The sequence below is a fragment of the Auritidibacter sp. NML120636 genome (genome assembly GCF_003185945.1).
Taxonomy (GTDB): domain Bacteria; phylum Actinomycetota; class Actinomycetes; order Actinomycetales; family Micrococcaceae; genus Auritidibacter; species Auritidibacter ignavus.
Genome location: NZ_QHLO01000018.1, coordinates 20989 through 36137 on the forward strand (window position 1 = coordinate 20989; position 15149 = coordinate 36137).

Here is a 15149-nt window from a genome sequence, read left to right on the forward strand (position 1 = left end):
CCACCCATGTCTGAACGCTCTACCTCGTTGACCCTGTTTCCGGCCGTCGACATTAAGAACGGCCAAGCCGTTCGTCTCGTCAAAGGCGAGGCCGATCAAGCCACCGATTATGGTAACCCGCTCCAGGCAGCACGCCGTTGGGCTGAGGCGGGTGCCGAATGGATCCACCTGGTGGATCTCGATGCGGCCTTCGGGACCGGGGATAACCGGCAGATCATTCGTGATATCGTGACCGAGTTGCAGATTAACGTCGAAGTCTCCGGCGGTCTGCGTGACGACGCCAGCCTCGACGAAGCCATCACGATGGGCGCAGCTCGCGTCAACCTCGGCACCGCTGCCCTGGAACGCCCCGGCTGGACCGCTGAGGTCATTGCCCGTTACGGTGAAAAAATCGCGGTGGGACTCGATGTGCGCGGCGAAGAATTAGCCACCCGAGGCTGGGTGCAGTCCGGGGGGAACCTCTGGGAGGTATTAGACACCCTGGAACAGGCTGGTTGCGACCGGTATGTGGTCACCGACATCACCAAAGACGGCACCCTGACCGGCCCGAATACCGAGTTGTTGGCTAGCATTGTCGAGCGGGTCCACAAGCCGGTCGTCGCCTCCGGTGGCATTTCCACCCTCGATGATCTCGCCACGCTGTACCAGATGAGTGGCTCCGGGGTGGACGGTGCCATTATCGGCAAGGCACTGTATTCGGGACAGTTCACCTTCCAACAGGCTTTGGCCGTCGCAGGCGGGGCCGACCCGGCCCAGGTGCAGGAGAATTCCCCCTCGTGACCACCGCTGGCCGAGACAACGTGACAGGATCCGGTGACCGCCACCAACGGTCCACCTCCCGGCAGTTGCCCGCCCACATCCAGGCAGCCATTCAGCGGAACCTGGCCCATCAACATCGTGACGCTCAGGGACGACCGGCAGATTCGGCAGGAACCGCTTGGAACGGCCGGGACCTCAGCGGCGCTGGGATCGATGGATCCCAGAATCCGCTACACGCCTTCGACACCGATGACGGCACCACCGATCAGGCGTGGACGACCATCGCCGAACAACTCATGGCCCGTGAAGCCACAGAGGTTGACGCCATTAAAGCCCTAGCTAAGATGAGGGTTTTTGCGGCCGTGGTGCCGAGAGCGACCGAGGTATCTCAGCACGACCACGCCACCTACGGGGATAAAGCAGCCGACGTCGCGCTGGTGAGCCTGCAGGCCAAAGATGGCAGACAAGCCCTCCCGGTGTTCACCTCGGTACCGGCGCTGACCTCGTGGAATCCGCAGGCGAGACCGGTGGCGGTATGGATGCCCCGGGCGTGCCTGGCGGCTGTGGATGAAGGCGATCAATTGGTGGTGGTGGACCCAGGAGAAGACCTGACCTTTGTGGTGCGACGTCCGGCCGTGTGGGCGCTAGCCCAACAGCGAGACTGGGTGCCGTCCTATCTAGACGAACAGCTCAGCGAACACCTGGCTGATTTTGTGGGTCTCGTACCGGGGCTAGCACGAATCGAAATGCTCCCGGGCCCCGGTGTTGGCAGCCTCACCCGCTCGGGCACGCCGGTGGCCGGTGGCGGGGCAGGCCCGGAACTTGAACTCCGGCTCGTGGCAGAGCAGTCGGTGGACTCTATCGGGCAGAAACTGATGCTCACCACGTTCGAAACGCTGATTGCCGATGACCCGATGCTGGCAGAACGTGCCGATAGTGTAGAGCTGCGACTCATGGGGCACCACCACTAGTCGTCAAGGTCCTCTGGGCGGTGTTGGACTCGAGAAAAGTTCCGAAACAGCGACCGCTGGTCAGCCTCATCAAGCAGATCGGTACGCATCTCTCAGACAGTGTCGAGATGGATCATTGAGGCCTTCCGGAACACATTGCGCCTTTGGTCGGTCAGCACGGTTTCCCTTAGACCGCTCGTCGGTGGGCAGGGACTGTTGCCGGGCGACCAACCCCCGCTGGTGGAAGACCGTGACCGAATAGGTGAGCCAAGAGGGTGAGACGACCGTTTCACGAACTAATTCACTCCTTGTCAGCTTTTGCTCCTGCGCCTCGGCGAAGGCCAACAACACGTTGTATTCCGACACAGTTAGACCGTGGAAGTCTTTCAACCGGTACCCCGTGGCCGATGAGGCTCAGATGGACGTTGCAGGTACCCGCTCTGATGAGAGGGTGTAAAGCTGTTGACGTGGTGGAGGCATCTAGCCAGAGGCAGGATCAGGAGTAGCCTGCGAAACGGGTCCACCACTAACGATGGGGTCGTTGCCGGCATGTTGGCGACCAACCAAGAACTCATGCGTTGGTGCATCAGGAACATTTGACGCTGGTAGTCGCCAACCCAGTCGCGGAAGCTGAGGGTACGTTCAATGACCTGCTGGGGCGAGCCGACGGTGAGAGTGGTCATAGAGGTGAACTCTTCCATCGACGGGCCGTGGCCATAGACTGGCGCGTTAGCAAAATAAGGACGGACCTCACGCCAAGCATCCTGTGAGTTCTTCCGCATCAAGGCCTGGCTACCCAGCACCACGTAGACCTGGTGGGCCTGGCCATGTCCGTAGTACGCATAGCGTTGCCGTTAGATTTCGACCATTCGGATGACGTGTTCTTTATTCCAGAAGATGTTGTTGTGGAAGAATCCGTCACCGTAGTAGGCGGCCTGTTCAGCTATGTCGACGGAACGAATCGAACCGTGCCAAACGAATGGGGCAACCCCGTCGAGCGGACGCGGGGTGGAGGTGAACTTGTGCAACGGGGCCCGAAAACGCCCAGACCAGTCGACATTCTCTTCTCGCCACAGCTGGTGGAGTAACCGGTAGTGCTCTAAAGCTAGAGGGATGCCCTGCCGGATGTCTCGGCCAAACCACGGGTCTACCGGACCGGTATTACCCCGTCCCATCGTCAGGTCAACTCGACCATCAGCTAAGTGCTGGAGGTAGGCGTAATCTTCGGCCAAGCGCACCGGATCCATCGTGGTGATCAGGGGTGTAGCGGTGGAAAGTACGAGATGATCTGTGGTCGCTGCCAGAAGGGTGATCCCCTCGTAGGGTACCCATGACCGTGAAGTAGAGTTGCTATCGGACCATCACCTATCGAGTCGTAACGGAGTGTTACCCGTGGGCCATCATCCCCATCAGTCCTCGGCCTCATCATCGCTCACCGACAGCAACAGTCGGCGTGTTGTTGTGGGAGCTGCCATCCTCGATGACAAGCATGAACCTGGACAGATGATGCTGGCACGTCGCAAAGCACCAAAGTCCTTGGCCGGCTATTGGGAGTTCCCTGGTGGCAAGGTTGAGGCCGGTGAGGATCTCGAACAGGCACTACGCCGTGAGCTTCAGGAAGAACTCGATGTTGAGGCTGAAATATTGGATCGCATCGAATCTCCAGAGCCGCAGGGGTGGCTGTTGGGCAACGGGATGCGGATGCAGGTCTATACCGCAGTGATTATTTCCGGTAAGGCCACGGCGCTGGTCGAACATGATCAATTGGTCTGGGAACAACTCGACTCTACTGCGTTGCACGCGTTCGAATGGATTCCCGCGGACCGTCCTATCGTCGACGCGCTCCTCGAGCAGCTCAGCCGATGAGTGCTGTTTCGATCGTGATAGAGCGCTGGCTACGGCCCCGACGTTTCTAAAACAGCGCCTGTTGATTCGTGCCGGGAGTCTGTGTGGTTGTGGGCCTCGAGTTGACCGGGCGGATTGGTAAATGCGTGCGAAAGTGCACGTCCGGGTCCTTTTCCGATTCGTGCACTGCGCCGATACCGAGCCCGTGCTGGTGGGCCAGTTGTCGTGTCTTGGCTCGTAATTTGTTGGCATAACGTGCCGGAGCATAAATCCGGCCACTGTACATGGATTGAAAACCGGCCAGCAGATGCGGGTACTGTGACTGGATAAACGACATGAACCACTCGCGAGAGCCTGGTCGCAGGAAGAGGGGAGTGGTTTGGATGCTGGTGGCACCGGCGGAGGCCACTGAGCTAAAGAGCTGCTCCATGGCGTTGATTGAGTCGGTCAGCCACGGGATGATCGGCATGGCCATGATTGAGACATTGGCTCCTGCTGATGAGAGCTTCTCAATCAGTTTCAATCGTGCGCTCGGAGATGGCGTTCCGGGCTCAAAAATCTCGGTCAACTGTGGATCAATCATTGCCAGGGAGACCCCAATATCTAGGGGGATCTCTGGGGCTAAGGATCGCAAGAGTGGAATGTCTCGGGAGAGTAGAGTGCCTTTGGTCAGGAGGGAAACCGGAGCGCCGGCTTTGCCAAGTTCAGCCAGTAGCCCCGGCATGAGTTGATATCGGCCCTCTGCGCGCTGGTAAGGGTCAGTATTGGTGCCGAGGGCAACGGTCTGTCCATCCCACTTGCCCCTTTTGAGTTCTTGACGTAGCGCGTCGACAATATTGACCTTGACCACGATCTGTCGGTCGAAGTCTTCGCCGTAGTTGAAATCGAGATACTCGTGTGTGCCCCGAGCGTAGCAGTAAACGCAAGCGTGAGTGCAACCACGATACGGATTGATCGACCAACGGAACGGCATGTTGGATGCTTCGGGCACCTTGTTGAGCGCTGACTTGGTGATGACCTCGTGGAATTCGGTATGAGCAAACTCGGGGGTTGGGGAGGATAACTCCAGGTCGACCATCGGGTGTTGGACACCACCTGACGGGGTATCTCCGTCGGCAATATCCAGCTGCTCGTGGTCGACCTGGAGGGTCTGCGCTTCCCATCGCATATAGAACATTATAGAACAAATTGATCGAAAGCGCATACTCTCTTCGGACAAATGAACGATAGGGGGTGTACGCGCAGGAAGAGGCGGCGATAGCTTCGTGTCGGCGTGAGTTAGCTGGATCACTCGAGTGTCTGGTATCTCAGACGGTTATCTGGGGCTGAGCTTATTACTGATCTCCAAGAGGTGCTGTACTGGTGTGTGTACCCGATTCACCACTGTCGTATGCACCTCGTCGAACGGTGATGGAGGGACGACCAGAAGGTGAGGTGGGCTGAGGCCCTCTCGACTCGCGCGAAAGCATGAAGGAGATTACCTCGATGTGAAACACACATGCCACGACGGTTTTGGTACGCGTTTCCCACACTGTGGAGATTGAGACCGTGATTTCTGTCTCCAGTGGTTGGTTTGTTGGGCAACAGAGAAAACTGCTGTGGCTAGCAGACCGCGTGAGTAGCTATCACGTCGCTTGCTACAAGACGCGGCAGGACCATTGCCGAGAAATGCGTAAGCCGCTGGGCACGATTTTCGGAGAATATACTGAAGATGACCCGGCTAGGACCTCAACTGGGTGTGGCGTACTCACGAGGGTAGTCCAACCGGAGGCGGTATTGTCGCCGGTGAATCCGCCTGGAAACGTCAAGTCGTGGCACCTGAAGACGATGGAATCCAACTGTTAGCTGCTCCGCGACGTCCTCCTCGGCGCGGGGGGATATAACAAGAATTTTGGAAAACTACTGATCACCACGTCTCGGAAGATCGGAGACGAGAAAGCGGTTGGACCATCGATCCGGCCCAGACAGGAGCTGACATGACTGTGCACAGTGAAACGTCAGAAACACAACATACCCACACGGCGGGTAACGCTTTCCGCGTCATTTTTTACAGCGCGTTGGGTATTTTCATTTTCTTCGTTCCCTTGACTATCAACGGAGAGAGTTCGATCCTTATTGAACACATCGTCTCGTGGTTCACCGACTGGCTCGGTCAGGCGGTGCCATACATCATTCTGGCACTCGCTGTGGCCGGAGCGGTGCTCACCGTGATTCAGGGCAAGTGGATGACGAACGTCGTGGATGCGGTCTTCGCCGTGTTTGCCGTCTTGGGCGCTCTTTTTTCAGCCATGGTGGTCTTTGACTTCGGACCGAACTGGATCATCGGTGAGGACATTGCACCGTCGATTTTTAACCCGGTGGCATCACAGGTCGGAATCCTGGTGCCGATTGGCGCGATCTTCTTGGTGCTACTGACCAATTACGGGCTGATGGAATTCATCGGTGTTTATGCCCAGCCGATCATGCGCCCAGTGTGGCGCACGCCTGGTCGCTCCGCCGTGGATGCGGTCGCATCGTTCGTGGCCAGCTACTCGGTCTCGATGCTGATCACCGATCGGATGTACAAGAAAGGACGCTACACCGGCCGGGAAGCAGCCATTATCGCGGTGGGCTTTTCCACCGTGTCGGTGACTTTCATGGTCGTGATTGCACGCACCCTGGACCTGATGGACATGTGGCTGTGGTACTTCTTCTTGTCGCTGATCGTAACCTTCCTGGTGACCGCCATTGTCGTCCGCATTCCTCCGCTGGGCACCATTCCGAATACAGCGTATCCCAACGTGGAATTGGAAACCGAAAGCATTGTCAAGAAGAATAAGACCAAAGTGGCCTGGTCTGAAGCGCTGGCGATCGCTGATGCTGCACCCAATATCTTTGTGAACCTCGGCACCAACTTCCTGACCGGGCTTCGTATGGCCACGAACATCGTCCCATCCATCATGGGTGTGGGAACGGTGGCTTTGATCCTGGTGCACTTCACACCGATCTTCGACTGGCTAGGATACCTGCTCTTGCCGTTTACGTGGATCGTGGGCATGAGCGAACCGCTTCTGGCCGCCAAAGCATCGTTCCTCAGTGTCGCTGAAATCTTTTTGCCTGCGACCTTCCTGAGTGGCGATGAAGATCTTGCGTTACGACTGCTGATTGCCGTCGTCTCAGTTTCGGTGATCGTGTTCCTCTCCGCACTGATTCCGACCGTGATGTCGACTTCGATTCCAATCAGCCTCTGGCAAATGCTCGTGGTGTGGTTTGAACGCGTCGTGCTGACCATTCTGATCGCTGGCCCCTTGTGCCACGTGGTGGTGATGTTGCAATAGTGAAAACAGGCAGTGTCCTTTCGCAACGGAAGCCGGAGCAGTACTCGTCATCTCGCGTGCCGGCAGCTCAGCACGTTCTGGAGATCTTGCTGATGCTGTCTAGACAACGTGGTCCCGTGAGTGCACAACTGGTCTCGGATCAATTGCACATTCCGCGTTCGACCGTCTATCACCTGTTGAACACGGCCATAGCGCAGGGGTTTGTCATCCACTACCCAGAAGAGAAGAAATACGGTCTGGGGCCTTCCGCGGTCGAATTGTCTCACTCCTATGTGCGTTACGAGCCGGTTTCACGTCTGGCCTCGCCACTGCTGGCCAAGCTGGTTGACGAGACACGGGCCAACGGACATCTGTCGACGCTCTACGGGCGTAACGTTGTCTACTTGTTGAATGAACGTGCCGAGGGCCGGCCGGTGCTGGTCAACCACGTCGGCGTGCGCCTGTTAGCTCACGCGACCGCCTCGGGACGGGCCATGCTGGCACAGCTACCCGAAGATCAAGTGGCCGCCATGTATTCACTCAAGAGCGCGTTTGCCACGGGGGAGCACGGCCAGTCGGAGGGAGAACATAAGCTCGATGACGAATCGCTGGAGTTTCCCGTCCGCAATATTGACCTGCTGAGAATCACGACGCTACAGAAATTGCAGGAGGAGTTAGGCGAGATCCGTCAGAGAGGCTACGCCAGCGAGCATTCAGAAGTCACCGAAGGTTTTTCCTCAGTATCAGTGGCGATCTGTGACCGCAATGCCTGGCCTGTTGCTGCGATGACGCTGACCTATATCCCGGCCAAGACCACACCAGAACAACACGACAAGCTTGTGACGGCTCTGCGCCGTTACGCGAACATATTAGAAAAACGGCTGATGTAGTCCTCCGGGTGACTACCAGTGTGCTACCCGAGAAAGGAAAAATACGATGTCTTTTACCCGTCATGACCCGTCCCGCGAAATTCATGCGCCTCGAGGCACCGAGATCTCCGCGAAGTCCTGGCAGACTGAAGCTCCGATGCGCATGCTGATGAACAACCTCGACCCCGAGGTGGCTGAACGTCCTGAAGACCTGGTCGTCTACGGCGGAACCGGCCGGGCAGCTCGTAGCTGGGAAGCCTACGATGCCATCATCGAAAGCCTCAAAGAACTCGAAAACAACGAGACGCTGCTGGTGCAGTCCGGTAAGCCCGTTGGGGTGCTCAAGACCAACGAGTGGGCACCGCGCGTGCTGATTGCCAACTCGAACCTGGTCGGCGACTGGGCCAACTGGGAAGAATTCCGCAAGCTCGATGACGCTGAGCTGATGATGTACGGACAGATGACCGCTGGATCGTGGATCTACATCGCGACCCAGGGGATTCTGCAGGGTACCTACGAAACCTTCGGTGCGATCGCGAAGAACCGTTTCGAGGGCAGCTTGGCCGGAACCCTGACCCTGACCGCCGGTTGCGGTGGTATGGGTGGAGCACAGCCACTAGCCGTGACCCTTAATGGCGGTGCCGTGCTGATCGTGGACGTTTCCGAGGAACGGCTACGTCGCCGTCAGGGCAAGCGCTACCTCGACGAGGTCGAAACCGATCTGGAAACCGCGCTGAAAAAGGTCCTGGAAGCCAAGGAGCAGAAGAAAGCCCTGTCTGTGGGATACGTGGGCAACGCCGCTGAAGTGTTCCCCGAGCTATTGCGTCGTCACCGTGCTGGTGAAATCAGTATCGACATTGTGACCGATCAGACCTCGGCACACGACCCGCTGTCCTACCTGCCTGTCGAGTACACGATTGATGATTGGGATCGGGAAGCACAGGCTGATCCGGAGGGCTTCACCAAGAAGTCCCGCGAGTCCATGGCCACGCACGTGCAGGCCATGGTGGAGTTCCAAGACGAAGGCGCTGAGGTCTTCGACTACGGCAACTCCATTCGTGACGAGGCCCGCAAGGCCAGCTACGAGCGTGCCTTCGAATTCCCCGGCTTCGTCCCGGCCTATATCCGTCCGCTGTTCTGCGAGGGTCTTGGCCCGTTCCGCTGGGTTGCTCTCTCCGGCGATCCGGAAGACATTAAGGTCACCGACCAGGCCTTGAAGGAGCTGTTCCCGGACAACGAGCACCTGCACACCTGGTTGGATGCTGCTGAAGAATACGTCGAATTTGAGGGGCTACCGGCACGTATTTGCTGGTTAGGCTACGGTGAGCGGCACAAGGCCGGCCTGCTGTTCAACGAGCTGGTGGCCTCCGGCAAGGTCAAGGCTCCGATCGCTATTGGCCGTGACCACCTGGACTCCGGTTCGGTGGCCTCTCCGTACCGCGAAACCGAGTCCATGCTCGATGGCTCCGACGCCATTGCCGACTGGCCTCTGTTGAACGCGCTGACCGCTACCAGCTCGGGTGCCACCTGGGTCTCGCTGCACCACGGGGGTGGTGTGGGCATGGGCCGCTCTATCCACGCCGGCCAGGTCGGTTTGGCTGACGGTACCGAGCTGGGTCGGGCCAAGCTGGAAGCACTGCTGACCAACGACCCGGCAATGGGTGTCATCCGTCACGTGGACGCCGGTTACAGTCGCGCAGCCGAGGTTGCTCAGGAACGTGGTGTCAAGGTTCCGATGGAGCCGAAGATCCGCGACTAATCGCCGTTGAGTGATGGCCATGTGAGCTGCCTGGGCGCGTCTGTGTCGGTCCTTCAGGACGACACGGACGCGCTCCGGTTTGATCGGTTACAACGCGGGCGAGCCATCGGCCGTGGCCATGGGCACTACACCCTCACCGACAGTCAAAAACATCCGGCAGATCTGCAAAGGCCCCGTATTATTTTTATCGTTGAGAGGAATGAGTGTTTCGATGAGCTCGAAGAATAACGAGTCGACCGCAATCTTCAATATCTCCGAATTACATACTCAGGATGCAGAGTCACGCGTCATCAAGGATGCCGGGATTGTTTTCGAAGACGGAAAGATCGCCTGGGTAGGCCCCTCCAAGGATGTGCCCGCCGCTGACGTCAGTGTTGACGCCGAAGGCAAAGCCGCTCTTCCCGGCTGGGTTGATTCCCACACTCATATTATTTTCGATGGCGACCGTAGCGCCGAATTTGAGGCTCGAATGGCAGGAGAATCCTACTCGGCTGGTGGCATTAACGTCACCACCGAAGCGACTCGGGCTGCCAGCGATGAGCGACTGAGCGGGCTGGTGCGTGATCGGATTCGTCAGGCCGTTGACGGTGGCACCACCTATCTGGAGACCAAGACCGGGTACGGGTTGCAGGTTGCCGAAGAAATTCGGCACGCCAAGTTAGCACACCAGCTGAAAGAAGACGGGGAGCTCGATACCGTCACCTTCCTCGGTGCCCACCTGGTCCCGGCGGGCGTGGACGCCGATGAGTACCTGGCCGATGTCAACGGCCCGATGCTGGAAGGTGTGACGCCATACGTGGATTGGGCCGACGTATTCTGTGAACGGGGCGCCTTCAACGAAGACCAATCCCGGAGCGTATTGCAACACGCCAAAGATGCTGGTCTGGGTTTACGGGTACACGGCAACCAGTTGGGAGAAGGCCCCGGTGTGAGACTCGCCGTGGAGATGGGAGCCACCAGTGTGGACCACGTGAACTACTTGAGCGATTCGGACGTCGAGGCCCTGGCAGGATCCTGGAGCGATGGTGATCGGGACAATGGCACCGGACAACGTGGCACTGTGGCAACCTGCTTGCCGGCCTGCGACCTGTCCACCCGCGAACAGCTGGCTCCGGGCCGTCGCCTGCTTGATGCGGGTGCCGTGATTGCGTTGGCCTCCAACTGCAACCCGGGCACCAGCTATACCTCGTCGATGAACTTCTGCGTGGGTACCGCTGTGCTCCAGATGGGGTTGAGCTTGCACGAAGCTATCCGGGCTGCCACACTGGGTGGCGCCATCGCCGTGGGGGCTGACGATGAAGTCGGCTCCCTGGAAGTCGGAAAACGAGCCGATCTTCACCTGCTGAACGCCCCCGCTGCCATCCACTTGGCCTACCGCCCTGGAATGCCCATGACGCATTCGGTCTGGCGTCGCGGCGTTCGTGCAGTGTAAACCGTCCGTGAGCTTCGTGATTTGAGAACAGGGGTAGATTGTATGGCTCTTATTGACACCATGAACAAAGAGAACTGGAGTGGCCGTGTCGACGGGGACGGGCCAGAGCACCTGCGGTGGCACCAAGCCGTCCGTCCCTTTTCGGCTACAGCCGAATCAGGAACCGCACTGCTAGGGTTCCGCTCCGATGAAGGCGTGAAACGCAATATGGGTCGTCCTGGAGCAGTGGAAGGACCTCAGTCCTTGCGCCAGGCATTAGGCGGATTCGCGTTGCCGGAACCGATCAGCATCTACGATGCCGGAGACATTGACACCGGGGCTGAGCTCGAAGAAGGTCAGAAAGAATTCGGTGACAATCTGAGCACCCTGCTGGACCAAGGCCACTTCACCGTCGGATTAGGCGGGGGCCATGAAATTACCTGGGCCAGTTTTCTGGGTGTTTCCCACTTCCTGCGTGCTGGTGACGCCTCAGACCGTTCGCTGTCAGGCTCGGCAAAATTAGGCATCGTGAATCTGGATGCTCACTTTGACAACCGGGACGCCGGCTTTGCGACCTCCGGAACCGGATTCTTTCAAATCGCTGAGCATGAGCATCTTGCCGGCCGTGACCTGCACTACGCCGCCCTGGGCATTGCTGAGCAAGCCAACACCAAAATTCTGTTCGACCGCGCGAAATCTGAGAATGTGGCCGTCCTCCTTGACCGGGAGGCCACCATCGATCACAAGAGCGCTGTGACAGAGTTTGTGGAGTCGTTCCTGGCAGATCTGGATGCGGTCTACCTGACCCTGGACTTGGATGTGCTTTCGGCCGATGTTGCTCCGGGCGTCAGCGCTCCGGCAGCTGTTGGTGTCTCGCCCCATGTGATTGAGTACGTGATCGGTCTGGTGGCCCGCAGTGGGAAACTACTACATTTCGATGTCGCCGAGTTGAGCCCAAAGCACGATATTGGTGGGCGCACCGCGAGAACTGCGGCCCGGATGATTCACCGTGCCGTGATCGAAAAGCAGTAATGTTCGGATAGAGCCTTCCGGGCCTTCGCGCCCCAAAAACTCTCAGACGGCAACAGGGTTAGTCCAGCCACACAGAGGGGGCTGGACTGACCTCGTTTAAGAATCGGTTGAAGGAATTCTCTAATTGGGATGTTGAGGAATCACCCACTGAGCGACTGTTTCTTACCCTCCCGCATAAGTATTCCAGTCAGGAGAGTGAGCGTCGCTATGACCATAAGGTATACAAGATAGAGATTGTATTGACCGTTATCGGAGAACCAGGTAATTAGATATGGAGCGGTTCCACCGAAGATAGCCGTTGCTAACGAGAGGATGCTCGCTACTCCCTTGGCGCGGACGTGGGTTGGTAAAGCCTCTGCCCAAACAGCTGCATTAACACCAAAGAGCGTGGCGATAGCCAAAAGGACAATGACCTGAGTAATCATAAACGTGGCAAAGCTTCCGTCAAGCATCATTTCGACAGGGAAAGGCAAAACGATGAACAGAGCGCCAAAGGTTATCACCATCGGCTTTCTTCCAATTCTGTCTCCAAGTAGCCCTGCCAAAAGGATCGCGAAGAGGAAAATTAACTGTGCCATCAAAGATGCGCTTAGAGTCTGAGTCGGTGACATGTTATACGCCATCTGCGCGTGATTGGGGAAGTAGATCAGCCAGGTATAAAACATCAAAGATCCACCTGCAGAGACGCCGAAAATTACCAGCAGGCCTTTCCAATAGTTGAAAATGCTATCTGGACTTTCCACATCGTTTCCGGTAGCCGCTGTTGCTAACTTTCCCGCTTCCGATCTTGTAGGAAGCGATTCATTGTTGGATTGGGCGACCTGTTTGTATGATTCTGTTTCAGTAATCATGCGACGCAGATATAGCGCATAGAGACCCAAAATCCCGCCGAGCCCGAAAGCAATGCGCCACCCCCAGTCGTGAACTTGTGTTTCACTTAGCAAACCGTTTATAGCAAGGCCAACTAACGTCGCGATCATAGTTCCGACCACGACACTGACCCAAGACGTTGAACCGAAAAGAGCTCTGCGATGAGACGGCGCTCGTTCGATCAAGTAGGTCGCTGCGGTTCCCATTTCTCCGCCGTGTGCCAAACCTTGAGCAAGCCGGGCTACAAGGAGCACGATCGACGCAACGATGCCAACGGCTTCAAAAGTTGGGGTCACCGCGATGGCGAGGCTTCCGCATGCTGTAATCAGCATCGCGACGAAAAGACTCTTCTTGCGACCAACTTTATCGGCGTAGGCTCCAAAGAGTATTCCGCCGATCGGCCTTGCGATAAACCCCACTGCGAAAACCGCTAGGGTTGCCAAGAGTGCTGAGGTAGGGTTCTCTGTACGAAAAATCTGCACCGAGAACACCGGGGCGAATACCGTATAGATATTCCAGTCGTACCACTCCAGAGCGTTTCCAAAGTTGACCGCGACTAGGTCCCGTACACGACGTGTGTGGGACTGTTGCGTCGTACGATCTTCGCCATCCGCATTAACTAATTGCGCAGACATTATGCACGCCCTTCTAGTCCGGCTTGGGCCTCACTGTCAGAGCCGGGCACACGCATCTCGAAAGTTTCGCGGACCACTGTGTAATCAAAGTAACCAAGTCGAGCAATCGGGGCGATTCTCTCGATATCCAGACGGCCCTCGTCGGTGATGAATTCATCAACGATGTGGATCTTCTCTACGGTTGCAAAGACGACATCAATCGTTCCAACCGGTGAATTTCCTGGGACTCGATGAGTGGAGTGATAACGGCACTCGAATTTGACTGGCGATTCCGCGATCATTGGTACGGGATAATTATCGGCATACATCTTGCTCACGCCATGGTCGGTAAGATAATCAAATTCGTTTTCGTGCGGTTCCAAAGCCATTGCGCTCACATTGACTGCCTCGCGCAAATCATAGGTTGCCATGTTCCACACGAACCAGCCGGTTTGCTCGGCATTTAGAACCGTGTCTTTGCGTCGACCATCCGGGTATTGGTTCGCTGAAAACATCACTCTGGGTGGATCAAATGTGAGGTTTTGCCACTGACTATACGGAGCTAAATTTTCTCGGCCATCAGAACTAACGCTTGAAAGCCAACCAATAGGGCGAGGCACCGTTGAGCTTTTGAAGGGAGAGTAAGGCAACGGATTTGGTTCTTGCAACGGTGAGTACTTCAAAGTGCTGACGCCTCCTGACGTAATCGGTCCTTTGTGTATCGTGTGGATATCAAGAATATACACTATGTGCTATGAATCACAAGAACGGTGTAGTGTGATATGACGCATTTGTCGTAGAAGAGGTGGGCAGTGGGCAAAGCAGACGAAGCGTACTTGAAGCTGGCTGACATGATTGAAGATGGGACCGTCGTTCCCGGTAGTATCGTGACGGAAGCGGATTTAGGACAACTCGCCGGAGTAGGTCGCACGCCCCTGCGTGAAGCGATCCAACGACTAGACCGGGAGCGTTTACTTCGAGCGCGCGGTGGCCGGGGTATAGAAGTTCCCCCCATATCCGTGGACGACCAGCTTGCAAGGTTGGAAGTAAGGCGCCCCCTGGAGGCCTTAGCTATTGGCCTCGTAGCGACCCGAGCCACAGAGACTCAACGCAAGGACTTGAGGATGCTTGTCGAGGATTTTCAAGTTGTGGATACGATCAAGAAGTATTCAGACGTGCTGAGAAGAGCTCATACTCTTGTCCGTGAAGCTACCAATAATCGTTACCTCAGTGACTCGCTGACTGCCTTGCATGTCTTGTCTCGAAGGTTTTGGAGGGCGAATATCTCTGATACGGAGAAAGAAATTAGTATCGGCAAGACATTTATCATTCCTGCCTTACAGGCCGCTTACAACCGTCAGCCACGAGAGGCAAGGGACTGGATCATCAAGCTTAATGATCATCTGGTGCAGTCTGCTATCGGGGTGGCTTCGGCAAAAGCAGAAGAAAGTCGGATTTTTTAGAAAGTTAGCTCCAGAGTCGCCCTTGTACGGGGGAGCGCCCGCCCCATGTTTGTTGTCAAGTAGTCTCTTGTCCTCGAAATGAGCAGATGCCCTGTTCTACCTCGTCTATGGATGTTGCTTGGGCTGAAGTCCTTCTCTAATCGCGGAGATAAGGGGCTCTTCACAATCGAGGGTGTAGACGGGGCTTGAATCCTCCGCTCTCGAGCAAGGACCTGGCGATGTAGTTGGTGAGATTCCGGAAGCCCAGGGCGGATCCGCGCAGGTGTTCGAGTCGTCCGTTG

At 56.9% G+C, this 15149-nt stretch carries 13 protein-coding genes and 1 pseudogene; 9 read left to right on the forward strand and 5 right to left on the reverse strand.

What is annotated here, in order from left to right:
• Window positions 1-6: 6 nt before the first annotated feature.
• Together priA and DCC25_RS11055 are read left to right on the forward strand one after the other, a co-directional pair.
• Window positions 7-780 carry a bifunctional 1-(5-phosphoribosyl)-5-((5-phosphoribosylamino)methylideneamino)imidazole-4-carboxamide isomerase/phosphoribosylanthranilate isomerase PriA gene (priA, locus tag DCC25_RS11050; protein ID WP_110099562.1) on the forward strand — a complete coding sequence of 258 codons (774 nt, stop codon included), beginning with the start codon at window positions 7-9 and terminating at the stop codon, window positions 778-780.
• Window positions 777-1730, forward strand: coding sequence for an SseB family protein (locus DCC25_RS11055; protein WP_233488083.1), 954 nt, complete (start codon window positions 777-779; stop codon window positions 1728-1730). The genes priA and DCC25_RS11055 overlap by 4 nt, the downstream gene beginning before the upstream one ends.
• 69 nt (window positions 1731-1799) lie before the next feature.
• On the opposite strand, the gene DCC25_RS11955 is transcribed toward DCC25_RS11055, so the two are convergent.
• Window positions 1800-2075 carry a helix-turn-helix domain-containing protein gene (locus DCC25_RS11955; protein ID WP_158278412.1) on the reverse strand — a complete coding sequence of 92 codons (276 nt, stop codon included), beginning with the start codon at window positions 2073-2075 and terminating at the stop codon, window positions 1800-1802.
• Between the two features lie 114 nt (window positions 2076-2189).
• Window positions 2190-3013 (reverse strand): annotated as a pseudogene (locus DCC25_RS11065) (LLM class flavin-dependent oxidoreductase); the annotation flags it as partial.
• A gap of 88 nt (window positions 3014-3101) precedes the next feature.
• Here DCC25_RS11065 and DCC25_RS11070 point away from each other — a divergent pair.
• The gene (locus DCC25_RS11070; protein ID WP_233242905.1) at window positions 3102-3575 is read left to right on the forward strand and encodes a (deoxy)nucleoside triphosphate pyrophosphohydrolase; all 474 of its coding nucleotides are present in this window, start codon (window positions 3102-3104) and stop codon (window positions 3573-3575) included.
• A 46-nt stretch (window positions 3576-3621) separates the two neighbouring features.
• Here the strand turns inward: DCC25_RS11070 and DCC25_RS11075 are convergent, their stop codons facing one another.
• Window positions 3622-4722 carry a radical SAM protein gene (locus tag DCC25_RS11075; RefSeq protein ID WP_233242906.1) on the reverse strand — a complete coding sequence of 367 codons (1101 nt, stop codon included), beginning with the start codon at window positions 4720-4722 and terminating at the stop codon, window positions 3622-3624.
• Window positions 4723-5530: 808 nt separating this feature from the next.
• Between DCC25_RS11075 and DCC25_RS11080 the strand changes: the two genes are divergently transcribed.
• The 5 genes from DCC25_RS11080 to hutG all read left to right on the forward strand — a co-directional run bounded on the left by DCC25_RS11080 (window position 5531) and on the right by hutG (window position 11921).
• A complete protein-coding gene (locus tag DCC25_RS11080; RefSeq protein WP_110101723.1) occupies window positions 5531-6871 on the forward strand; it encodes a YjiH family protein in 1341 nt (446 codons plus the stop codon).
• 56 nt (window positions 6872-6927) lie between these two features.
• Entirely contained in the window at window positions 6928-7740 is an 813-nt protein-coding gene (locus tag DCC25_RS11085; RefSeq protein WP_110099560.1) for an IclR family transcriptional regulator, read from the forward strand.
• Window positions 7741-7786: 46 nt separating this feature from the next.
• The gene (locus DCC25_RS11090) at window positions 7787-9478 is read left to right on the forward strand and encodes a urocanate hydratase (RefSeq protein ID WP_110101724.1); all 1692 of its coding nucleotides are present in this window, start codon (window positions 7787-7789) and stop codon (window positions 9476-9478) included.
• Window positions 9479-9689: 211 nt separating this feature from the next.
• Entirely contained in the window at window positions 9690-10910 is a 1221-nt protein-coding gene (gene hutI / locus DCC25_RS11095) for an imidazolonepropionase (protein ID WP_110101725.1), read from the forward strand.
• Between the two features lie 42 nt (window positions 10911-10952).
• On the forward strand, window positions 10953-11921 hold the full coding sequence (hutG, locus tag DCC25_RS11100; protein WP_199445924.1) for a formimidoylglutamase: 969 nt from the start codon (window positions 10953-10955) through the stop codon (window positions 11919-11921).
• 140 nt (window positions 11922-12061) lie between these two features.
• On the opposite strand, the gene DCC25_RS11105 is transcribed toward hutG, so the two are convergent.
• Window positions 12062-13426, reverse strand: coding sequence for an MFS transporter (locus tag DCC25_RS11105; protein WP_110101726.1), 1365 nt, complete (start codon window positions 13424-13426; stop codon window positions 12062-12064).
• Window positions 13426-14151: a flavin reductase family protein gene (locus DCC25_RS11110; protein ID WP_342352892.1), complete on the reverse strand. Its 726-nt coding sequence runs from the start codon at window positions 14149-14151 to the stop codon at window positions 13426-13428. The genes DCC25_RS11105 and DCC25_RS11110 overlap by 1 nt, the downstream gene beginning before the upstream one ends.
• Window positions 14152-14217: 66 nt before the next feature.
• Between DCC25_RS11110 and DCC25_RS11115 the strand changes: the two genes are divergently transcribed.
• Window positions 14218-14868 (forward strand): GntR family transcriptional regulator, encoded by a 651-nt coding sequence (locus DCC25_RS11115; protein ID WP_110101728.1) that lies wholly within the window; start codon window positions 14218-14220, stop codon window positions 14866-14868.
• Window positions 14869-15149 lie beyond the last annotated feature (281 nt).

Excerpts from the sequence above, each read along its gene's own strand:
- priA (WP_110099562.1), top strand. The coding sequence starts at position 7 with ATGTCTGAACGCTCTACCTCGTTGACCCTGTTTCCGGCCGTCGACATT.
- DCC25_RS11075 (WP_233242906.1), bottom strand. The coding sequence starts at position 4,722 with ATGCGATGGGAAGCGCAGACCCTCCAGGTCGACCACGAGCAGCTGGAT.
- DCC25_RS11080 (WP_110101723.1), top strand. The coding sequence starts at position 5,531 with ATGACTGTGCACAGTGAAACGTCAGAAACACAACATACCCACACGGCG.
- DCC25_RS11090 (WP_110101724.1), top strand. The coding sequence starts at position 7,787 with ATGTCTTTTACCCGTCATGACCCGTCCCGCGAAATTCATGCGCCTCGA.
- hutI (WP_110101725.1), top strand. The coding sequence starts at position 9,690 with ATGAGCTCGAAGAATAACGAGTCGACCGCAATCTTCAATATCTCCGAA.
- hutG (WP_199445924.1), top strand. The coding sequence starts at position 10,953 with ATGGCTCTTATTGACACCATGAACAAAGAGAACTGGAGTGGCCGTGTC.
- DCC25_RS11105 (WP_110101726.1), bottom strand. The coding sequence starts at position 13,426 with ATGTCTGCGCAATTAGTTAATGCGGATGGCGAAGATCGTACGACGCAA.